Here is a 21,558-nt window from a genome sequence, read left to right on the forward strand (position 1 = left end):
CCGACGTGAGAGAGATCACTCATGACCGATGTGTCCGCAAACGACGAAACCACTCCGAGATTCTCCGAACTGGGACTCCACCCGCTCGTGCTCAAGGCCGTAGAGGCGCAGGGCTACGAGATCCCCACCCCCATCCAGGCCGAGACGATCCCGACCCTCCTGTCGGGCCGTGACGTCATCGGTCTCGCCCAGACCGGAACCGGCAAGACCGCGGCTTTCGCCCTGCCGGCCCTGTCCGACCTCGCCGAGGCGGGGCGCGCCGACGACGGCCCGTTCGCTCTCGTACTCACCCCCACTCGCGAACTCGCGATCCAGGTCGCCGAGGCGTTCACCTCCTACGCCACGGAACTGTCCGACTTCTCCGTGCTCCCGATCTACGGCGGTCAGGCCTATGGCCCGCAGCTGGCCGGTCTGCGCCGTGGTGCGCAGGTCGTCGTCGGCACCCCCGGTCGTGTCATCGACCACCTCAAGAAGGGATCGCTCAAGCTCGGCAGCCTCAAGCACCTGATCCTCGATGAGGCCGACGAGATGCTCAAGATGGGCTTCGCCGAAGACATCGAAGAGATCTTCAGCCAGGTCGGTCCCGACCGTCAGGTTGCGTTGTTCTCTGCGACCATGCCGACGTCGATCCACCGGATCACCGGCAAGTACCTGGACGACCCGAAGGAAGTCCGGATCGCTGCGAAGTCGCAGACCGGCGCGAACATCCGCCAGCGCTACTTCATGGTTCAGCACTCGCACAAGCTCGATGCGCTGACCCGGATCCTCGAGGTCGAGGAGTACGAGGGCATCATCATGTTCGTGCGCACCAAGCAGGCCACCGAGGAGCTGGCCGAGAAGCTGCGTGCCCGCGGGTTCAAGACCGCCGCGATCAACGGCGACATCCCGCAGCAGGCACGTGAGCGCACGATCGACATGCTGCGTGAGGCGAAGATCGACATCCTCGTCGCCACCGATGTGGCCGCCCGCGGTCTCGACGTCGAGCGCATCACGCTCGTCGTCAACTACGACATCCCGCACGACACCGAGTCCTACGTCCACCGCATCGGCCGCACCGGTCGTGCCGGACGCTCCGGTGAGGCGATCCTCTTCGTCACTCCGCGCGAGCAGCGCATGCTCGGCTCCATCGAGCGCGCCACGAAGCAGAAGGTCGAACCGCTGACCCTGCCCAGCGTCGAAGAGCTGACGAACACTCGCGTCGACAAGTTCACGAAGCGCATCGACGATGTGCTCGCGCAGACCGAACTATCCGAACTCACCGACGTCATCGAGCAGTACTCGCTCTCCCGTGATGTGCCGGCCTCGAACATCGCCGCCGCGCTGGCGTCCCTCGTCCTCGAGTCGAACACGCTCAAGGCCGAGCCGATGCCCGAACCGGCACGTCGTCAGGGACGTGACCGGGACCGCGACGGCGGTCGTGACGGCGGCCGTCCGGGCCGTGGCGGACGTGCCCGTGACGAGAACATGACGACCTACCGTCTGGCCCTGGGACGCAATGAGCGCCTGCAGCCGGGCGCCGTCGTCGGTGCGATCGCGAACGAAGGTGGAATCACCTCGAAGCAGATCGGCCATATCGACATCCGTTCGAACCACACGCTCGTCGACCTGCCCAAGGACCTCGATCCGTCGGTGCTGCGCAAGCTCTCCCACACCGAGATCCAGGGCCGGCCCATCGACATCCGTCCGGATTCCGGTCGTCCGGGACGCCCGTTCAAGAAGCGCAACTTCGACAAGCAGCCCGGTGACGGCCGCAACTTCCGCGGTGATCGCCGAGGCGGCGGCAAGAAGTTCGGCGGACGAGGCGACCGCTCCCGCGACCACTACTGATCCGCCTCCGGGACACGACCGGGGCTCCAGCTCCACGGACATGCTCCCTGACCTCGGTTCGCTCTGAAGTGACAGTTCGGCCCCGCAGCATTGCGCTGCGGGGCCGATCTTCGTACCCAGACCAGTTCTTGACTACCCTCGCGGCTCCATAGCTTGGTGAAACTGCAGCAGCTTGGTCCCTGCACCAAGCTGCTGCAGTTTCACCAAGCTGCTACGGAAATTGCGCGGGGCACCTCAGAAGCCCGTGGCCGCTGTGGCGCAGTCCTCAGCCTTCGCGTCAGGCCGTAGGCGTGTCGACGGCGCCGCCGAAGCGACGGTCGCGGCGGGCGTACTCTTCGATCGCCGCCCACAGGGTGCGCCTGTCGACATCGGGCCACAGCACATCCTGGAAGACCATCTCGGCATAGGCAGACTGCCAGAGCAGGAAGTTCGAGGTCCGCTGCTCCCCCGACGACCGCATGAACAGGTCGACGTCGGGCACGATGGGTGCGTAGAGGCGGGAGCGGACGGTCTTCTCCGAGACCTTGCCGGGTTTGAGCTTCCCGGCGGCCACCTCGGCGGTGATCTCATTGATCGCGTCGACGATCTCGGAGCGTCCACCGTAGTTCACGCAGAACTGGAGCACGAGACCTGTGTTGTTCTTCGTCATCTCCGCGGCGGTCTCGAGTTCGTCGATGACCGAACGCCACAGCCGACCGCGCCGGCCGGACCACACGATCCGCACGCCCAGGGCGTTGAGCTCATCGCGGCGGCGGCGGATGACATCACGGTTGAACCCCATGAGGAAGCGCACCTCTTCGGGTGAGCGCTTCCAGTTCTCCGTCGAGAACGCATACGCCGACAGATAGTCCACGCCGATCTCGATCGCGCCGTGGATGACGTCGAGCAGCGAAGCTTCCCCGGCTCTGTGCCCTTCCGTGCGCGGCAGCCCCCGCTGATTCGCCCACCGACCGTTGCCGTCCATGACGATCGCGACGTGCCTGGGCACGAACTTCGCGTCGATGCGCGGAGGTCTCGTTCCGCTGGGATGGGCCGGTGGTGCGGGGTAGCTCATGTGCTCTCCAGAACTCTCAGTGATCGGATATTGCGCTCGAGGTGCCAGGACACCCAGTCCGAGACCAGCTTCGACCCGTCGATCTGATCGTGCAGGTCGGAGGCCTCGGCACGCTCCCAGTCGCCGGACAGGAGCGCGGCCATATGCTCGAGCGCATCGGTGTCGGGCAGCGCGGCACCGGAGGGGCGACAGTTCGTGCACACGGCCCCGCCCAATGCCGCGGAGAACGCGCGGTGGGGTCCGGGATTCCCGCACTGGGCGCAGTCGAGCAGGCTCGGTGCCCACCCGGCCACGGACATCGCGCGCAGCAGGTACGCATCGAGGGACAGCCTCGGCGGGTGTTCGCGGTTGCACAGCGAACGGATGGCAGAGACGAGGAGGAGGAAATGCGTGCGGGACTGGGGCTCGGCTTCGGTGATGCTGCGTGCCGTTTCGGCCATCACCGAGGCGGCCGAATAGACATCGAAGTCCGTGGCGATTCCGCGGGCGAAGGGTTCGACGAGTTCGACCTGAGTGACGATGTCGAGGCTGCGCCCGACGTGGCATTGCAGGTCGACGAGCATAAAGGGTTCGAGGCGGGAGCCGAACCGCGATTTCGTTCGGCGCACCCCCTTCGCGACGGCGCGGACGAGGCCGTGGCTGCGAGTGAGCACGGTGACGATGCGGTCGGCTTCGCCGAGCTTGTGCCCCTGGAGCACGATGCCTTCATCACGATAGTTGTGCACTCGCCCATTATCGCTGAAGCGCGGCGGGGAATCACCCCGCCGCGCTTAAGCGACTGCTGTGAGATCGACCGCGCAGCCTCAGCTCTGGCGGTCGCGGGCGGCTCGGTTGACGGCCGAGACGACGGCCTTGAGCGAGGCCTTCGTGATGTTCGGGTGCAGACCGGCGCCCCAGACGACGCGGTCTTCGACGGCGAGTTCGACATAGGCTGCGGCGTTGGTGTCAGCGCCGGAGCCGATGGCGTGCTCGGAGTAGTCCTGGAGTCGCACGTCGACGTCGAACTGGTCGATGAGGATCTTCACCAGCGCGTCGATCGGTCCGTTGCCGCGTCCTTCGTAGGTGCGTTCCTGACCGTCGACGATGAGGTCGACCTCGATGCGCTCTGCCGATGAGCCGCCACCGTCGACATTGCCCGATTCGGTGCGCAGACCGACGATCTGGAAGCGGCCCCATGCCTTCTCTGGGTCGTCGACGGGCAGGTATTCGTAGTTGAAGATGCGGCGGATCTCCTCGGCGGTGACCTCGCCGCCGGCTTCGGTGTGCTGCTGCACGGCGCGGGAGAATTCGACCTGCATGCGACGCGGCAGGTCGAGTCCGTACTCGCTCTTGAGCAGGTAGGTCACTCCGCCCTTGCCGGACTGCGAGTTCACACGGATGATCGCCTCGTAGCTGCGGCCCAGGTCCTTCGGGTCGACCGGCAGGTAGGGCATGTCCCATTCCATGAGGTCGACAGGGGTGCCCTGGGCGTGCGCCTTCTTCTCACGATCGGCGAAGGCCTTGTTGATCGCGTCCTGGTGCGAGCCCGAGAACGAGGTGAAGACGAGGTCGCCTCCATAGGGGTGACGTTCGTGGACACCGATCTGGTTGCACTCGGTGACGGTGTGGATGACCTCGTCGATATCGGAGAAGTCGAGCTCCGGGTCGATGCCCTGCGTGTACAGGTTGAGGGCGACGGTGACGAGATCGAGGTTGCCGGTGCGCTCACCATTGCCGAACAGGCAGCCTTCGATGCGGTCGGCACCGGCCATCATTCCCATCTCCGCCGCGGCCACGCCGGTGCCCCGGTCGTTGTGCGGGTGCAGGGACACGGCCACTTCGTCGCGGTAGGGCATATTGCGGCAGAACCATTCGATCTGGTCCGCGTAGGTGTTCGGTGTGCCGCGTTCGACCGTGGCAGGCAGGTTGACGACGGTCTCGCGGCCGGCTGCCGGCTGCCACATGTCGAGGACGCTGCCGACGATGTCGAGGGCGAACTCGGGTTCGGTGTCGACGAAGATCTCCGGCGAATACTGGTAGCCGAAGTCCGCATCGGACAGCAGCGTCTCGGCGTGCTTCATCACGGCCTGAGTGCCCTGCAGCGCGATATCGCGAGTCTGGTCGAAGCCGTCTCCGTCGAAGCCGAAGACGACCTTGCGGAAGACCGGCGCGGTTGCGTTGTAGAGGTGCACGGTGGGCATCTTCGCGCCGACGAGGGATTCGACGGTGCGTTCGATGAGATCCTCACGAGCCTGTGTGAGCACGGAGATGCGGACGTCGTCGGGAATCGCGTCCTGTTCGATGATCTCGCGGACGAAGTCGAAGTCGACCTGGCTGGCGGCCGGGAATCCGACCTCGATCTCCTTGAAGCCGAGCTTCACGAGCAGATCGAACATCTTGCGTTTGCGGTCCGGGGTCATCGGATCGATGAGCGCCTGGTTGCCGTCGCGCAGGTCGGTGCTCAGCCAACGAGGTGCCTTGCTGATGATCTGGTCGGGCCAGGTGCGATCGCGCATATCCAACGCGATGCGGTCCTGGAACGACTTGTACTTGCCGAACGGCATGGGAGAAGGCTTCTGCAGTTTCATTGTTCCTCTATCTCGGTTTCTCAGCGCTTGACCAGCATACGAGGACTCCGCGACGAGCGTGCTGTCCGTTCAGGACTCGTCGCGGCAAGGAAGGAGGAGGAACCTATGAGCCACACGGTCACCGTAGTCCCCCTTCCGCGGTCCGTCCGAATCCCGTCCACATCCTAAGATCGCCGAGGCGGCTCCGGGCTCCTACTTGAGGAAGTCGACCGAGGCGCGGCGGACGTTGAATCCGACTCCGGTGTCGTCGGATTTGCAGGTCATGCCCTCTTCGCTGGAGGTGCAGGTCATCCCCGCCGCGGAGATCGAATCCCCGTAGCCGAGGACGCGTGCCGGGCCGTTGCTCTCGGGAGCCTCGACGCAGGAGAAGCCTGAGCCTTCCTTGTTCGCCACGACGATGGAGCCCCAGTCGTCGAGCTTGCAGTCGTCGGGCTTCTCCGGCGGCGAGTACTCGTAGTCCTTGATCACGCAGCGCGCTCGTTCGGAGTCGATGGTGCAGGCGATATTTCCCGACGGGGAGGTGAAGGTCTCTTCGGCGACGGGAGCCTCCGAGCTGCCCGAATCGGACGGCTCGGGATCATCGGTCTGACCGATCGACGGTTCGTCCGTGGGTCCGACGGTGGTGGTGTCGTCACCCTGGGTGGAGTCCCAAGCGATGTAGCCGACGATGCCGAGGGCGAGGATGAGCGCGATGGCAGCGAGCACCCACAGCCACGCGGGGACCTTCTTCGTCTCATTTCGCCGACCATAGGGGTCGTGCGGTCCGCCGGGATTCCCCGGTCCGCCAGGGCCTCCCGGCCCTCCTGGTCCGCCTGGTCCACCGGGACCGGCAGGTCCGCCCGGCTCATATCCGGCGGCATAGGCACCGCTGTAGGCGGGGGCGGGCCCCGCCTGCCCGTATCCGGGCCCCGCAGGGCGACCGGTGCCGGGCTGAGCGCGATCGGGTCCCGCCGGCGACTGCACCGGCCCGGCGGACTGCGGCTGAGAGGCTGCGGCCTGACCTGCGGCACCGAACTCTCCGCCCCACTGCCCCTGGTGCGGGTGAGAATCTCCTAGATGCGGGTGTGATTCGGGCTGCTGCGAATGCGGCGCGGCCCGGTGCGCGTCCGCAGGCGTCGACTGCGTGCCGGGCAGCGGGTTCCACTGCTTCGGAGCCGAGGGCGCCTCGGCACCGGCGATATCGTCGGAGTTCACCTTGCGCGGCGCGGCCGGCAGACCTCCGGTCTGATATCCATCGGCGGCGGCGAGTCCGCGCAGCTCTTCGAGGCTGAGCACCTCGGTGGCATCGGTGCCGTCGGATTCGACCATCGACCGCAGCCTCTGCAGTTCTGCGGGAGTGAGTGCTTGGGTGGAGCCATCAGCGGCCGCGGACTCATCCTCGCCGATGAACAACTGGGTTGTGATCGACTCCGGAGACTCCTCGGCCGGCTTCCGACGCCCGGGGCGCGGAGGATGGTTCGGCACAGGTGGAATGCTCATGGTGTCATTTTCGCATAGTCGCTACCGGCGAGTTCTCATGCTTCGTGAGATGATGACCTCATGTCCGATGAAGTCCTCCGGCGCGCGGGAGTGCCCGCGCTTCTCGCCTGCGCTCTGCTGGTGACCGCCTGTGGGGCCGATGCCGACGACGGCACGGACGATTCCTCGGCGGCCGAGTCCGCCGGATTCGCCGCTCCGGCACAGCAGACGAGCTTCGGTGATTTCGCAGCCCCGGCACAGGACTCTCCCACCGGCGCCGACTCCGATTCGACTGCATCCGATCAGTCCGGCACCGAGGCGACCGGACCGGTCCACCCCGTCCCTGTCCCCGGTCTGGCGAAGGAGTTCACCGACCAGATCCCGGCAGAGACCTCGCAGGTCCTCGTCGCGACCTCGCCGACAGCCGCTTCGGAGAAGTCGAGCCTGAGCTTCTATGAGTTCACGGACAAGAAGTGGAAGAAGCTCAAGACCTTCGACTCCCACAATGGCTCCAAAGGATGGCTGAAGGATCGCCGCGAGGGCGATAAGACCACCCCGATCGGTGTGTTCACGCTCAGCGACGCGGGCGGTTTCAAGGCGAACCCGGGCACCGACCTGCCGTACACCCAGGACGATCGTCTGCCCTCCTCGGCGACGGTGGCCTATGGGGCGGACTACGAATCGGTCTTCGACTACATCATCGCCATCGACTACAACCGCAGACCCGGCACTCCCCCGACGGACAAGACCCGACCGATGGGCTGGGACAAGGGCGGCGGAATCTGGCTGCACCTCGACCACGATTCGGGCACGAACGGCTGCGTCACCCTCGATGAGGCGGACCTCAAGTGGATCATGCGCACGATCGATCCCGACGCTCACCCGCGCATCGCCATGGGTCCGGCACCCGAAGTCAAGAAATAGCAGAGCCGAAGAAGCAGAAGAGCAGGAGTCCGTGCGCCGTCTCATCATCTCCCTCGTCCAGTCGATCAACGGATCCTTCGCCGAGAACGGCTGGTCGACCGGTGTGTCCACGGACGCTGACTTCCGGCGCTTCCTCGCCCTGCGTCGCAGCGCGAATGCGATCATCGTCGACCGCCGCACCGCGCTGAATCCGCAGCTGCCCGTCATCAACGCCGCAGGCAAAGCGTTGGAGCACACCCCCGTGCATGTGCTCACCGAGTCCGATCCGACGGCCCTGCAGAGCAAGCTCGACGCCCGCGGTCTCGACTATCGTGCCCAGCACTTCACAGCAGACACCATCACCGAGGTGGCTGCCTCGCTGCAGACGGCACCGTCCCCCGAATCGGCACCGACCGATGAGACGGTGCTGCTGTGCGAGTCGGGTCCGAATCTCGCTTTCCGGCTGCTCGAGCATTATCCGGGTGCGGAACTGCATCTGAGCGTGAGTCCTTGCTATATCCGCACTCCCGGCAGCCACTTCTCCGGACTCGAGGCCGAGATCGCACTGCGCCTCATCGATGTGCGCGCCGAGGACGACCAGGTCTTCCTCCGCTACACCCGCGCCTGAGTCGAAGCAGTCAGCCGGCAGAGGTCCCAGCGTTCGCGTGGATCTCGGTGCTCACCTCGAAGCGATCGGGTGAGTCAAGGATCTCAGTGATCCCGTCGGCCACCTCGGTGAGATGGACGGTTTCGACTCCCCCGGACAGATCATTGCGATCATCGCCGCCGATGGGAGCCATGATCCGCAGCTCGCGGAAGGCCACACTCGTCGATTCCGCTGCGGCGACCTCGATGAGCATCTTCTGCGCGGCGCCGAAGACGCTGATCGCCCCTGACCCGGCCAGCGCTTCGACGCTGGCGACACCGTTGAGTGCCAGGTGGACGAATCCCTGGCCCCCGCTCGTCCGGCCGGTGGCCAGGGACTGCGAGATCGCACAGGCCGTGAAGTGCCCGCGCAGGTAGGAGTCATAGTCCGCATCGAACTTCTCCAGGCCTCGGTCGAGCACCGGTTCGTCGATGTACCACCCGCCGATGGCGGCGATGACGGCATCGACCGGCGGCAAGCCACTGGAGGCGAGCGCCGAGGTGACCGCCTCCGGCTCGTCCACCCAGTCCGGCACGGTCACCGGTTCGTATGCCGTCTCCGTGTCCGGAGTGCGGCGGACGATGCCGGTGACTGTGTGCTGCGGACTGAGCTTCTGGGCGAGCCCGGTGCCGACGTGGCCGGAGGCGCCGAAGAGGAGGATGTGCATGAGGCGAGTCTATGTCCCCTGTGTTCGGTCAGGTGAGATAGACCTTGACGCCCTGACTCTTCGTGTAGGTCATGTACCCGTGCTCGAAGTTCTGACGGATCTTGCCCGCCGAGGAGAACTGGTCCGTCTTCGGCAGTCCGAGCTTGCTGCGTTCCCAGCCGAGGGACTTCCACTTCTTGAGCATCTCGCCGCGCATCGGCTGTCCCTTCGTCGCCGACGACCACGTGATCATCCCGTTCTCGTAGTTCTGGTAGTAGGCGCTCTTGCGGTATTTGAAGGTCTTCTCATCGCTGCTGGGGTAGCCGAGGAAGCCCTTGGTGTATCCGGCGCGCTTGTACCCGTTGCGGATTCCGCCCTTGTTCAGGTGCGCCCCTGTCTTCGACGACCAGTACACGGTGCCCTTGGCGAAGCGCTGATAGGCGCCGTTCGGTTTCGACAGCTTCCCTTCGAGGCTGCGGGCCTCGCCCGTCTGCGCGGAGTGCGACCGGTAGTACGTGCCGATGGCTCCCTTCACCGGATAACCACCGACATCGGATTGCATCGACTTCGCACCGGACCGGATCGATCCGAGTCGCGAGTAGAAGGCATTTCCCGGGCAGGCGGTGTAGCTCGTGTCCCGGTGGCCGGAGACCACATTGAGGCTGACCTTCCTGCCTTCGGGATACCGGCTCGTGCTTCCTCCGCCGGAGGTCAGCGTCATCTTTCCCGTCGGGTTGAAGGCGTACTGGTTGGCCTTCCACGCGATGAGCCGCTTGACCGAATTCTGGGCCGCCGTGCTCGGCGCGGACCCTGTGTAGGTGCCCAGTACGCTGATGCCGATCGTGTACGAGTTGAATCCGGAGGCGTGGGCTCCGGTCACAGACAGATCGATGCTGCCGGCACGGCCCTCGTAGATAGTTCCGTATTTGTCGACGAGGAAGTTGTACCCGAGGTCGCACCATCCTCGTTCTTTCGTGTGGTACGCGAGGTAGCCGCGGATGATGCCCGGGGCCTGTGCCTTCGTATAGGAGTTCGATCCGGCGGTGTGGTGGATGAAGACGCCCTTCGAAGTCGACGTCTTGTCGGTGGTGCAGCGGACGAGCTTCTCGTCGGCGCCCCATTCGCGGCGGGTGACGATGTTCGCCCTCAGTTCGTGGTGGGACACCTGCGCTGTCGCCTTCTGTGCGGTGACCGAGGCGGGCTTCTTCACCACGGCCGCATCGGCACCGGTGACGGGGCTTGCGACGTTGGTCACTGCGAGGTCGTTCGTGTCGGCGTTCTTCGCTGTCGCACGGATCTCCACCGAGGTGGAGTCGACCACCGGCACGGCCTCTGTCCGTCCTTCCTGAGCCGCTGCGGGGACCTGCTCGGCCTCGGCCGAGGAACGGTCAGGGCCGGCACCGTCATCGGCCGGCAGGGTCTCCCACGAGGACCAGCCGCCGGAGTCGCGGTAGCGAAGTTCGAGACGTGGGTCGTCTCCCGTCCACTTGGCTCCGATGACATTGACTTCGGAGTCTTTGAGTTTGAGTGCTGTGACTTTTGCCGGAGTGGCCGAATACGTCTTCGTCGTCAATCCTGCGTTCCGGCTCACCTGGGGAGCGTCCGCGGATTCCGCTGTCTTGGTCGCTGCAGGCTCCGTCGGTGTATCCGAATCGGATGATTCCTTCGTCGGTGCGGGCTGCGGCTGGCCCCCGCCGTCGAGTGACGGTGAGCCGCTGTCGCCGAGCGATGGCGCTTCGGCGGCGAGCGCGGGACCACCGGTCATCATCGACACGGTGAGCACCGCAGCCAGTGCGGGGGTGACAAGTCGGATCGGTTTCATCGGGGCTGCTTCCTCTGCAGTCTGTCCGCCTTCTGGTTATCACGGACGCCAATGGGTTCGCGTCGCCGTCGACACTGCCTTGTCGGCGCCGCAGCGTCGCAGCACTCCTGCGACACTGATGCACAGATTAACGGCATTGCCAGTTTCTGTGAAGGTGACTCGCAAGTTCTATTCAGAATTTCACCTCCTTCGGACACGGCGATGTCACACTGCCCGCTCCGACAGCCCGGCCCACTCGCGCGATACGCTGGCACTCCACATTCCCCGCGTCCCCGCCGAAGGACCCAGATGGCCGATCGCCGCGAACTCACTCGGCTCGAGGCAGTCCTCGACGCCTTCGCCGACCGCATTCTCCCCCGCGTCCCCGCCGGGATGCGGGAGTTCCTCGCCTTCGGAATCAAACAGGCGTGGGCGTGTCTCTTCGGTGCTCTCATGCTCGCCGCGATCATCCTCACCGCTTGGCTCTACCCCGATGACGCGGCCATCGCCCGCAACGACTTCCTCGTCATCCTCGCCGTGCTCATCCAGATCGGCATGCTCGTCTCTCGGCTCGAGACCGGCCGCGAGCTCATCGTCATCATCGTCTTCCACATCGTCGGCACCGGCATGGAGATCTTCAAGACCGCCGTGGGGTCATGGAACTACGCCCCCGGCGGAGTCCTCCACATCGGCGCCGTGCCGCTGTTCACCGGGTTCATGTACGCCGCCGTCGGCTCCTATATCGTCCGCGTGTACCGTCTCTTCGACTTGCGTTTCAGCCATTACCCGCCGAGGTGGCTGACCGTGATCATCGCCGCCGCCATCTATGTCAACTTCTTCACCCACCACTTCATCGTCGACCTCCGACTGCTCCTCGTCTTGGCCACCGTCATCGTCTTCTTCCGCTGCCGCATGTACTTCCATATCCATCGCAGGACGCTGACGATGCCCGTGCTGCTCGCTTTCGTCCTCGTCGCCTTCTTCATCTGGGTGGCGGAGAACATCGGGACCGCGGCCGATGCCTGGCTGTATCCGAGTCAGGACGACGGCTGGCACCTGGTGCCGCTGACGAAACTGGTGGCCTGGTTCCTGCTCATGATGATCTCCGTCGTCCTCGTGACCTTCGTCCACAGACCCAGGCCGCCTGAGGTCCGCAGTCCCGAGCCTCCTGACACCTATACTTGCTGAGAACCGAAACTTCCAGGACAGCCGAAGGAGACTCATGGCGGCACCCGATGCGCAGAATGAGAAGGAATCGAGCGCATTGCTCAAGGTGCTCCGCCCATCCAGCGGATCCAACCTGTCGGTCAGCGCTCGTGTGCTGCTGCGCGTCATCGCCGGAGTCCTCGTCCTCGCTCTCATCCTCGCCCTCGTCGGACTGTTCCTCGTCCGCCGGTCCTTCCCGACCACCGACGGCGAGATCTCGCTGCCGGGTCTCGACGCGCCGGTCACCGTCCACCGTGACGAATCAGGTGTTCCCACCATCGAGGCCGAAACCGCCCACGACCTGTTCCTCGCTCAGGGGTTCGTCCACGCTCAGGATCGGTTCTGGGAGATGGACTTCCGCCGACACGTCACCTCGGGACGACTCTCCGAACTCTTCGGCAAATCCCAGCTGGGCACCGACACCTTCATCCGCACACTCGGCTGGCGGAAGGTCGCCGAGCAGGAGGTGAAGAAGCTCGACAAGACGAGTCTGGGCTACTACGAGGCCTACGCGGACGGCGTCAACGCCTATCTCAAGGACAAATCCCCCACCGAGCTGTCCCTCGAATACGCCGTGCTCGGCCTCGAGACCGGCAGCACCGAGGTCGAGAAATGGACCCCGGTCGACAGCGTCGCCTGGCTCAAGGCCATGGCGTGGGATCTGCGATCGAACCTCGAAGACGAGATCGACCGGTCGATCCTCGGCTCGGAGCTCACCGACGAGCAGATGAGCGACCTCTATCCGGATTACCCATATGCCACGCGTCCGACGATCCTCGGCGGCAGAGCCGGCGACAAGGCACCGAAGGACCGCAGCGGCGACGACGTCGAGCAGAAGCCGCGAGTCGACGACCGTGCACGGGAGGACGATGAGGCACATGCCGGAGGCACCGTCACCGAGGCACCCCGAACAGGGAACACCGACACCGAGGCGGCCGTCCCCACCGATGATCTCCTCGAACTACGGAATACGCTCACATCGCTGCCGCCGATGCTGGGACAGAACAGCGACGATATCGGGTCGAACTCGTGGGTGATCTCCGGGGACCACACGAACACCGGTCGACCGCTGCTGTCCAATGACCCGCACCTCGCCCCGGCGATGCCCTCGGTCTGGTACCAGGTGGGACTGCGATGCAAGAAGGTCACCGATGCCTGCCCCTTCGACGTCACCGGTTTCTCCTTCTCCGGACTGCCGGGAGTCGTCATCGGCCACAACCAGTCGATCGCCTGGGGACTGACGAACCTCGGCGCAGATGTCACCGACCTCGTCGTGGAGAAGATCCGCGACGGGAAGGTCATCCACGACGACGGAGACGAACCGCTGCAGGTGCGCAAGGAGACGATCGAGGTCGCGGGCGAGGACCCACGCGAGATCACCATCCGCTCCACCCGCAACGGCCCACTCGTGTCGAAGCTCGACGGCACGTATCGCAAAGCACTCGATGCGACGACCGGGGCGGATTCGCAGGACCCGAAGTCGGGACCGGCCGAGGAGCACTACGGTCTCGCCCTCGATTGGACGGCTCTGCGTCCGGGTACGACCGCCTCGGCGGTGTTCGCCATCAACAAGGCCACGAATTGGCAGGAGTTCCGGCACGCGGCGTCCCTGTTCGACGTGCCCTCCCAGAACCTCGTCTACGCCGATGTCGCCGGGAACATCGGCTATCAGGCCCCCGGAATGATCCCACGCCGAGGCAAGGCCGACGGCACCGTGCCCCGCCGCGGGTGGAAATCCGACGAGGATTGGCAGGGCTGGGTCGATTTCGAGGATCTTCCACACCTGTACAACCCCGAACGCGGATGGATCGTCACCGCGAACAACCCGGTCGCCGCCCCCGGTGAGACAGTGCAGCTGGCTGAGGACTTCGACTACGGGGATCGTGCCCGCCGCATCACGAAACGCATCAAGGACGCGGTCGACGAGGGCCGGAAGCTGCGGCCGATGGACATGGCGGAGATCCAGAACGACGACCAGAATCCGTTCGCCGCGAAGCTCGTACCCGAAGCGGTGAAGATCCACTCCCATGGTGACGAGGACATCCTCGAGGCGAAGAAGCTGCTGAAGAGCTGGAACGGCTTCGACTCCGCGAACAGCGCGGGCGCCGCCTACTTCAATGTGCTCACGAAGACGCTGCTCGAGCAGACGATCAGCTCGAAGCTTCCCGACGGGGTGTCCCCCGCCGGCGGTTCACGGTGGTACCTCGTGCTCTCGGAACTGCTCGAAGACCCGGATTCCCAGTGGTGGTCGAGCAAGGGCGTCGAAGGTCGGGACGAGGCTCTGCGCAAGGCCATGAAGACGGCGTGGGCGGAGACGGAGGACCTGCTGGGACCGGAGCCCGTGACGTGGCGGTGGGGAATCCTGCACCGCCTGACGATCCGCAACGCCAGCCTCGGCGAATCCGGGATCACACCGGTGGAGAAGCTGTTCAACCGCGGCCCCTATGAGGTCTCCGGCGGTTCGGGCGTCGTCCATGCCACCGGGTGGGATGCCTCGGTCGGCTATGAGACGAACTGGGTGCCGTCGATGCGCCAGACGGTCGATCTGGCGAACTTCGACGCCTCGAACTGGATCAACCTCACGGGCGCGTCGGGGCATGCCTTCCACCCGCATTACGACGATCAGACGAATGATTGGGCCGCCAATGTCAATCGTCCGTGGCCGTACTCGCAGCAGGCCGTGGCTGCGGCGGCGGAGGACACACTCACTCTCGAGCCGTGACGACGGGGTTTCAGTCCTTGGGCAGGATCTTCGCTTCGAGGAAGTTCGCGACATCGTCTTCCCAGCGCACCGGATCGATGTTCCATTCCTTCGTGTGATGGGCCTTGCCGTATGACGGCATCGTGACCAGATCCCGTCTGACACCTGCCAGCGCGTGGGAGGGGCCGGAGGGAACGAATTCGTCGTCATCGGAGTGGATGAGCAGGACCGGCACATCGAGTTCGGCTGCACGGGTCACCCAATCCATGCGATCGAGATCGAGCGGGGTCTCCAGTCCGGTGATCGGCCGCGCCCATGGCTGCGTGATCATCTCGAGCGTGAGTTTGGCGATCGGTGTCGGCAGCAGGTTCTTCTTCGCCTGCCCGTCGAGCACGTTCACCCAGTCGACGACGGGTCCGTCGAGGACCAGTGAGGTGACGAACCTGCGGTTGCGTCCGCGGGAGGCCGCCTGCAGGGCGATGGCTCCGCCCATCGACCAGCCGAAGAGCACGACGTTCTTCGCTCCGTGTTCGACCGCGAAGTCGATGGCGGCGTCGACGTCGATCCATTCGGTGTCGCCGAGCCCGTAGCGAGATGTGGTCTCCACCCGCACCTCGGCGTCGTTGCGGTAAGACATCGCGATCGAGGGCACCCCGAGGGTGTTGAGCACGGGAGCGGCGCGCAGTCCCTCGGCGCGGGTGCTGGCTCGGCCGTGGATGAGGATCGCCCAGGTGTCGTGGGGTTCCGGATGGTCGGTCGGCAGCAGCCACGCGGGCAGGTCACCGGCGTCGGAGCGAATCTCGATGTCTTCGAAATTCACTCCGGCAGCGATCGGATCAGGATAGACGACTCCGGTCCACCGTCCCCGCCAGGCCCGTCGGATATCGCCGCGGGTGACGGACAGGATCTCTCGGGAGACGGTGCGCGAGCGGGGATCGTACTCGACGATATCGCCGACGACGGCATGTCCCGCACCCTGGTTGAAGTAGAGACCATAGGTGCCGGGCACCGTGGTCTCCTCATCGGCGGGCAGCTGAATGCGCATATTCGGCGGAAAACCGTCGATGTGCAGGATGTCGAGTTCTTCCGGGGCGTTCTCCGGAACGATGATCTTGCGGGCGAAGTAGGCGGCCAGACCCGACGACGCCACAGAGATCAGGGCACCGAGTCCGGCGCCGACGCCGATACCGGCGGCGAGCAGGCGGGCGGGGAACTTCGTGTCGCGGACCATGAAAACCTCCTGTGTTCATTGTTGCCTACGGAATGATCAGGCACCAAACGCTGTTGTGCGGAATGAGCGAGTGTCACTCGCTGTTGCGCTCACCAGGGGCGGAGATCTTCTCCTCCTCGCCGCAATCACCGTCACTGACAGAGACCGGAGGTCACGATGACTCAGTCATCAGATATCAACGCTGGAACTTCGACGAACGAGGGGGCCGCGGCTGAGGAGATCCGTTGGCAGGACGTGCTCACTCCCGAGGAGTTCGCGGTGCTCCGCCAGGGCGCGACCGAACGCCCCTTCACCGGCGAGTACAACGATGAGACGGCAGCCGGGATGTACCAGTGTCGGGCCTGCGGAGCCGACCTGTTCCCCTCCGATACGAAGTTCGCCTCGCACTGCGGATGGCCGTCGTTCTACGCGCCTCTGGCCGAGGACCGGGTTTGTTACATCCGCGACACCTCGATGGGCATGGAACGCGTCGAGGTCCGCTGCGCGAACTGCGACTCGCATATGGGCCATGTCTTCTCGGGCGAGGGCTACGGCACTCCCACCGATCAGCGCTACTGCATCAACTCGATCTCGTTGAAGCTCAACACCGACGCTGCGGACAGCTGAGGTGGCGACGGACACTCAGCGCACCGAGGCGACCGAGCTCGTCGTGAAGAACTTCGACGAGCTCCGGCCCACGGAGCTCTACGGAATTCTGCAGCTGCGCTCACGGGTCTTCGTCGTCGAACAGGAGTGCGTGTTCCTCGACCCCGATGGGGTGGACTCACTGCCGGAGACTCTGCATTTCTTCTACCCTCGACCGGCCACGGCGATGTCGGACACTCACGGCGCCGAGCATGGACGCGACCTCTCGCCATGGGCCTATGCCCGTCTGCTGCCGGCGGAGTTGCCCGACGGACCGGCGGCCAGGCCGGGAGCACGCAGCATCAGTCGTGTCGCCACCCACCCCGACGCCCGCGGGCAGGGTTGGGGCCGCCGACTGCTCAGCGACATCGTCCACGCCTGGTCGACTGCCCCGCTGACGCTCAATGCGCAGTCGCACCTCGAGGGGCTGTACTCGTCCCTCGGCTTCGCCCCGAACGGTCCGCGCTTCGACGAGGACGGGATCGAGCACACCCCGATGGAGCGCCCGGCCGGCTGACCGATCAGCCCTCGGCCTCGGCAGCGGCGTCGACGGAGGCGATGATCTTCTGCATCACAGCGTGCAGTTGGCGCACTCCGTCGACGTCCATGCCGAGCTTGGCCATCATCGTTCCGGGAATCGCCTCGGCGGTCTTGCGCAGTTCACGGCCGGTGTCGGTGAGGGTGACCTCGACGATCCGCTCATCGCTGTCGCTGCGCGTCTTCGTCACATAGTCCAGCGCTTCGAGGCGTTTGACCAACGGGGACACAGTCGCGGGTTCGAGTCGCAGCAGTCGAGCGATCTCGCGCATCGGCAGCTTCTCGTGCTGCCACAGCGCAAGCATGACCAGATACTGCGGATGCGTCAGACTGATGGGTTCGAGCACGGAGCGATATGCGCCGATCACCCCGCGGGACGCCACCGCCAAGGCGAAGCATATCTGGCTTTCCAGCGCCAGCGGGTTGTCCAGCGGCTCCGTCGAAGCTTCGGATTCCAGCATCGTGTGTCGTCGATCCTCCGTGTCGGCAATCAGGGCGTGCATACTCTTCGAAGATTACTTAGTGCGCTAATGGTTAGTGTACACTAAAGGTGAAACCTGCCCAATCCTCGCCCAAGCGGCACCTCGTCGATAGGATCCTCGCCATGTCGTCCGCCTCGCAGCCTTCCCCCGATGGTTCGAACCGGAAGCAGGACAAGAAGCAGAAGAATTCGGCACTGAAGAAGAACCAGCATCCGGAGTCTCAGCGCGGAGTGGGCTGGCTCAACAACTTCTTCCGCAAGATCGTCGGACCGGCACAGGTCGACAACACTCGCCCGGGCGGATACTTCGAGGACGAGACGCTGCGACACCAGCAGCTCGATGCCATGGGGCTGGAGATGCGCACCGACGCAAACGGCCATTCCTATGTGGTGAAGAAGGGCAGCCGGTAGCCGCCGGTCACTCCCCGACCATGCGCAGGGCCGCCGCACCGAATCGGTGCGGCGGCCCTTTCTCGCTGCATCGGGCCCGGCCGGGCGACCTGCTCTCTGCCTCAGTCCCGGCCGGGTCAATGACGTTCGGTCAGCGCCAGTCGGAGATGATGTCGACGAGTTCGCGACGCGGTCCGGTGTAGAACGGAACCTCTTCGCGCACATGCAGGCGCGCCTCGGTGTTGCGCAGGTCGCGCATCAGGTCGACGATGCGGTGGAGCTCGGCGGCCTCGAAGGCCAGCAGCCATTCGTAGTCGCCGAGCGCGAAGGAGGCGATCGTGTTCGCCTTGATGTCCTTGTACCCGGCGGCGGCCATGCCGTGGTCGCGCAGCATCTTCGCCCGTTCGGCGGGGTCGAGGAGGTACCAGTCGTAGGACCGCACGAACGGGTACACGCAGATGTAATCGCCGGGCTCGGGATCGGTCAGCAGGGCGGGCAGGTGCGCCTTGTTGAACTCCGCCGGGCGGTGGATTCCGACGACGGACCAGACGGGTTCGAGCACTCCACCGATGAGGCTGCGGCGGATCGCCGAGTACGCAGCTTGGACGACCTCGATTTCGGGGGCGTGGTACCAGAACATGACGTCGGCATCGGCTCGCAGGGCGGAGACGTCGTAGATTCCGCGCACGATCAGACCGCGTTCCTTCAGGGGCTCGAGAGCCGCATGCAGCTCATCGGCGAGTTCCCTCCGGTCGGCATCGCCGAGTTCTCCGGCAGAGGCGAAGACGGAGTAGGCGATATACCGCGTCTGCTCGTTCGCTTCTTCGATCTGGGTGTCGGTGGGCTGAGTGTATTCGCTCATATCTGCTCCTTCTGTCTTCTCTTCATTCTGAAGTGTCACGGTGGTCGTCTGCGGGTCGGTTCAGTCTCTGGGCCGCGGCGTCCGCGCGGGCGATGCAGGCGGGAATGCCGACTCCCCCATAGGCGGATCCGGCGAGTTCGAGGCCGGGCAGCGACGCGATCTCGGCGTCGATGGCAGCGATGCGTCCGGCGTGGCCGGGCAGGTACTGCGGCAGTGCGGAGTTCCAGCGCTGGACTTCCGAGCCCAGCAGCTGCGATTCCGGACGGGAGGTGATCGTCTGCCAATCGGCGAAGGCGCGTTCGACGATCTCCTCATCGGAGAGCCTGCTCCACACCTCGGGTCCGTCGCCGAAACGTCCGATGCTCATCCGCACCAGGGCCGTCCCCGCGGGGATATGGTCGGCCGTCCACGGCCATTTGTTCGACACGAAGGTCGAGGCCTTGATGAACGTGCCCTCGGTCGCCGGGACGAGGAACCCCGAGCCCTGCAGCTCGACTCCCCCGAGGTCGACGAGGGCGGCGACCAAGGCGGTGGAGGCATAGGGAATCTCGCCGAGGCGGCTCGCCGATTCCGGGGCCACCGACGCCAGGAGCCCGGCGGTCACATGCGCGGGCGTGGCGAGGACGAGCCCATCGGATTCGATGTCGTCCCCCTCGCCGCGGACGATCCACCTCTCTCCGTCGCGGTCGATCCCGGTGACACCGGCACCGAGGCGGACCGTCCCGCCATTGTTGACGATTGCCTCGTGCAGGGCCGGGATGAGGCGGTTGATTCCGCCTTCGAAGCTCATGAACACCGGTTCCGGACTCGCTGCCGACGCGGTCTGGGCGTCGCGGCCGATGAGGAGCTGTGCGACGAGGTCGAGCACCGAGGTGCCCTCGACGGCGGCGGGCAGCAGCGCGGGCACCGTTTCGGCCAGGGACAGGTCCCGGCAGCGACCGGCGTACACTCCGCCGAGCAGCGGATCGACGAGTTCGTCGACGATGGCGCCGCCGAGGCGCGCGGACAGGAAATCCCCGAGCGAGACGTCATCGCCCTCGACCGGCGGGGTGATCTGTTCGGCCGCCAAGCGAGCGGCCGCCTCGGCGCCGATGAGGGATTCGACCTCGGACGCCTCGGCGGGCACCCCCATGATCGTGCGCTTGGGAATCGCGTGCAGGCTTCCTCGGTTGAGCACCTGCGAGCTGTGCCGGGTCGAGGGGAACACCGAGTCGAGGCCGAGTTCGAAGGCCAAGTTCTTGGTCTCCGGACGTCGGTTGAGGCTCGCTTCGGCTCCCGAGTCGATTCCTACGGGCACGGCTCCATCGAGCGTGGTCGCTTTCAGGCAGCCGCCGAGGCGGTCGCCTGATTCCAGCACTGTGACTCGGTGGTCGGCGGAGAGACGATAGGCGACGACGAGTCCGGAGATCCCTCCTCCGACGACGGTGATCTGGGACATTCGATCAGCCGCGGCTGCCGAGGATCTCGGCCGATACGCGGTGGACGAGTTCGACGACGCGTCCGGGCACCTCGGGGTCGGTGTCGGGCAGGACGCCGTGGCCGAGGTTGAAGACGAAGCCGCGGTCGAGTTCGAGCCCCTTGCGCACGATCGCCTCGACGCGGGCGGACAGCGCCTCCCACGGGGCGAAGAGCAGGGCCGGGTCCAAGTTGCCCTGAAGTGCCTGACCGGGGTTGACGCGAGTGGCGGCATCGGCCAGGTCGACGCGGAAGTCGACGCCGACGGCCGTCGATCCGGCCTGTGCCATGGAGCCGAGCAGCTCACCGGTCTGCACACCGAAATGGATGCTGGGCACATCGTGTCCGGACAGTGCGTCGAAGACTGCGGTGGAGTGTTCGAGGACGTGGTTCTCGTAGTCCTCCCGAGCGAGGTAACCGGCCCAGGAGTCGAAGAGCTGGAAGGCCTTGGCGCCGGCGTTCAGCTGCACATCGATGAATGTCGCCGACATCTTCGCAAGCTTGTCCAGCAGGGCCGAGAACGCCTCGGGGTCGGAGACCATGAGTGATTTCGTCTTCTCGTGGTTCTTGCTCGGACCGCCTTCGATGAGGTAGCTGGCCAGGGTGAACGGGGCACCGGCGAAACCGATGAGCGGGGTGGCATCGCCGAGTTCGGCGGTCACCCGCTGGATCGATTCGGCGATGTCCGGGATATCGGCGGCATCAAGTTCGGGCAGGGCGTCGATATCTGCGCGGGAGCGCACCGGGGAGGCGATGACCGGGCCGACGCCGGGAACGATCTCCACATCGACTCCGGCGGCCTGGAGCGGGACGACGATATCGGAGAAGAAGATGGCCGCGTCGACGCCGTGGCGGCGGACCGGCTGGAGGGTGATCTCGGAGACCATCTCGGGGTCGCGGCAGGCATCGAGCATCTGAGTGCCTTCGCGCAGCTTGCGGTACTCAGGCAGGGAGCGGCCGGCCTGCCGCATGAACCAGACGGGAGTGTGTGAAACCGGCTCCGAACGCAGGGCAGCCAACAGGGGTGATGTCATGGGGCCATCTTCCCATTCTTCGATCGCTCATGCCCACTCGATCTCGGTTTCAAGACGAGCCGTCTTGCCGTCTCAGCATTCGTCCGAGGACACGGTCCGACGGATTGTCCGGGGCCGCCTCGGCGTGGATGATTC

Annotated in this window: 19 protein-coding genes; 8 read left to right on the plus strand and 11 right to left on the minus strand. The window is 65.4% G+C overall.

The window, feature by feature from the left end; translation table 11 throughout:
- Nucleotides 1-21 precede the first annotated feature (21 nt).
- Entirely contained in the window at nucleotides 22-1,827 is a 1,806-nt protein-coding gene (locus AC3CD9_RS06920; RefSeq protein WP_488366939.1) for a DEAD/DEAH box helicase, read from the plus strand.
- Between the two features lie 277 nt (nucleotides 1,828-2,104).
- On the opposite strand, the gene AC3CD9_RS06925 is transcribed toward AC3CD9_RS06920, so the two are convergent.
- From AC3CD9_RS06925 to AC3CD9_RS06940, 4 genes are all read right to left on the minus strand, one after another.
- Nucleotides 2,105-2,881, minus strand: coding sequence for an isoprenyl transferase (locus AC3CD9_RS06925; protein ID WP_488366940.1), 777 nt, complete (start codon nucleotides 2,879-2,881; stop codon nucleotides 2,105-2,107).
- A complete protein-coding gene (recO, locus tag AC3CD9_RS06930) occupies nucleotides 2,878-3,606 on the minus strand; it encodes a DNA repair protein RecO (RefSeq protein ID WP_262774816.1) in 729 nt (242 codons plus the stop codon). Before recO ends, AC3CD9_RS06925 begins: the two co-directional genes overlap by 4 nt.
- 78 nt (nucleotides 3,607-3,684) lie before the next feature.
- Nucleotides 3,685-5,448 (minus strand): 2-isopropylmalate synthase, encoded by a 1,764-nt coding sequence (gene leuA, locus AC3CD9_RS06935; RefSeq protein ID WP_488366941.1) that lies wholly within the window; start codon nucleotides 5,446-5,448, stop codon nucleotides 3,685-3,687.
- A 192-nt stretch (nucleotides 5,449-5,640) separates the two neighbouring features.
- The gene (locus AC3CD9_RS06940; protein WP_488366943.1) at nucleotides 5,641-6,927 is read right to left on the minus strand and encodes a DUF6636 domain-containing protein; all 1,287 of its coding nucleotides are present in this window, start codon (nucleotides 6,925-6,927) and stop codon (nucleotides 5,641-5,643) included.
- Nucleotides 6,928-6,987: 60 nt separating this feature from the next.
- Between AC3CD9_RS06940 and AC3CD9_RS06945 the strand changes: the two genes are divergently transcribed.
- Both AC3CD9_RS06945 and AC3CD9_RS06950 read left to right on the plus strand, forming a co-directional pair.
- Complete coding sequence (locus AC3CD9_RS06945; protein ID WP_488366945.1) at nucleotides 6,988-7,830, plus strand: L,D-transpeptidase family protein; 843 nt, start codon at nucleotides 6,988-6,990, stop codon at nucleotides 7,828-7,830.
- Between the two features lie 31 nt (nucleotides 7,831-7,861).
- Complete coding sequence (locus AC3CD9_RS06950; RefSeq protein ID WP_488366946.1) at nucleotides 7,862-8,437, plus strand: hypothetical protein; 576 nt, start codon at nucleotides 7,862-7,864, stop codon at nucleotides 8,435-8,437.
- 10 nt (nucleotides 8,438-8,447) lie between these two features.
- Here AC3CD9_RS06950 and AC3CD9_RS06955 read toward each other — a convergent pair whose 3' ends face one another.
- Both AC3CD9_RS06955 and AC3CD9_RS06960 read right to left on the minus strand, forming a co-directional pair.
- A complete protein-coding gene (locus tag AC3CD9_RS06955; protein ID WP_488366947.1) occupies nucleotides 8,448-9,122 on the minus strand; it encodes an NAD(P)-dependent oxidoreductase in 675 nt (224 codons plus the stop codon).
- A 28-nt stretch (nucleotides 9,123-9,150) separates the two neighbouring features.
- A complete protein-coding gene (locus tag AC3CD9_RS06960; protein WP_488366948.1) occupies nucleotides 9,151-10,923 on the minus strand; it encodes an N-acetylmuramoyl-L-alanine amidase in 1,773 nt (590 codons plus the stop codon).
- A gap of 288 nt (nucleotides 10,924-11,211) precedes the next feature.
- Between AC3CD9_RS06960 and AC3CD9_RS06965 the strand changes: the two genes are divergently transcribed.
- A complete protein-coding gene (locus tag AC3CD9_RS06965) occupies nucleotides 11,212-12,090 on the plus strand; it encodes a DUF817 domain-containing protein (RefSeq protein WP_488366949.1) in 879 nt (292 codons plus the stop codon).
- A gap of 34 nt (nucleotides 12,091-12,124) precedes the next feature.
- Complete coding sequence (locus AC3CD9_RS06970) at nucleotides 12,125-14,830, plus strand: penicillin acylase family protein (protein ID WP_488366950.1); 2,706 nt, start codon at nucleotides 12,125-12,127, stop codon at nucleotides 14,828-14,830.
- A 10-nt stretch (nucleotides 14,831-14,840) separates the two neighbouring features.
- On the opposite strand, the gene AC3CD9_RS06975 is transcribed toward AC3CD9_RS06970, so the two are convergent.
- Nucleotides 14,841-16,040 carry an alpha/beta hydrolase family protein gene (locus AC3CD9_RS06975; protein ID WP_488366951.1) on the minus strand — a complete coding sequence of 400 codons (1,200 nt, stop codon included), beginning with the start codon at nucleotides 16,038-16,040 and terminating at the stop codon, nucleotides 14,841-14,843.
- 156 nt (nucleotides 16,041-16,196) lie between these two features.
- Here AC3CD9_RS06975 and msrB point away from each other — a divergent pair, with 156 nt between their 5' ends.
- Complete coding sequence (gene msrB / locus AC3CD9_RS06980) at nucleotides 16,197-16,646, plus strand: peptide-methionine (R)-S-oxide reductase MsrB (protein ID WP_488366952.1); 450 nt, start codon at nucleotides 16,197-16,199, stop codon at nucleotides 16,644-16,646.
- Between the two features lies 1 nt (nucleotide 16,647).
- Nucleotides 16,648-17,181 (plus strand): GNAT family N-acetyltransferase, encoded by a 534-nt coding sequence (locus AC3CD9_RS06985; protein ID WP_434589816.1) that lies wholly within the window; start codon nucleotides 16,648-16,650, stop codon nucleotides 17,179-17,181.
- Nucleotides 17,182-17,185: 4 nt separating this feature from the next.
- Here AC3CD9_RS06985 and AC3CD9_RS06990 read toward each other — a convergent pair whose 3' ends face one another.
- Complete coding sequence (locus AC3CD9_RS06990; protein ID WP_488366953.1) at nucleotides 17,186-17,704, minus strand: MarR family winged helix-turn-helix transcriptional regulator; 519 nt, start codon at nucleotides 17,702-17,704, stop codon at nucleotides 17,186-17,188.
- 47 nt (nucleotides 17,705-17,751) lie between these two features.
- On the opposite strand from AC3CD9_RS06990, the gene AC3CD9_RS06995 reads away from it, so the two are divergent.
- Nucleotides 17,752-18,093 carry a hypothetical protein gene (locus AC3CD9_RS06995; protein ID WP_488366954.1) on the plus strand — a complete coding sequence of 114 codons (342 nt, stop codon included), beginning with the start codon at nucleotides 17,752-17,754 and terminating at the stop codon, nucleotides 18,091-18,093.
- Between the two features lie 130 nt (nucleotides 18,094-18,223).
- Here the strand turns inward: AC3CD9_RS06995 and hemQ are convergent, their stop codons facing one another.
- Genes hemQ through hemE form a run of 3 tightly spaced genes read right to left on the minus strand, consistent with a single transcriptional unit; the run spans nucleotide 18,224 to nucleotide 21,423 of the window.
- Entirely contained in the window at nucleotides 18,224-18,934 is a 711-nt protein-coding gene (gene hemQ / locus AC3CD9_RS07000; protein ID WP_488366955.1) for a hydrogen peroxide-dependent heme synthase, read from the minus strand.
- Nucleotides 18,935-18,956: 22 nt separating this feature from the next.
- Nucleotides 18,957-20,372 carry a protoporphyrinogen oxidase gene (hemG, locus tag AC3CD9_RS07005; protein ID WP_488366956.1) on the minus strand — a complete coding sequence of 472 codons (1,416 nt, stop codon included), beginning with the start codon at nucleotides 20,370-20,372 and terminating at the stop codon, nucleotides 18,957-18,959.
- A gap of 4 nt (nucleotides 20,373-20,376) precedes the next feature.
- Nucleotides 20,377-21,423, minus strand: a complete 1,047-nt coding sequence (hemE, locus tag AC3CD9_RS07010) for a uroporphyrinogen decarboxylase (protein ID WP_488366957.1) — start codon at nucleotides 21,421-21,423, stop codon at nucleotides 20,377-20,379.
- Nucleotides 21,424-21,558: the final 135 nt, after the last annotated feature.

Source organism: Brevibacterium sp. MGP-B1, from assembly GCF_057766545.1.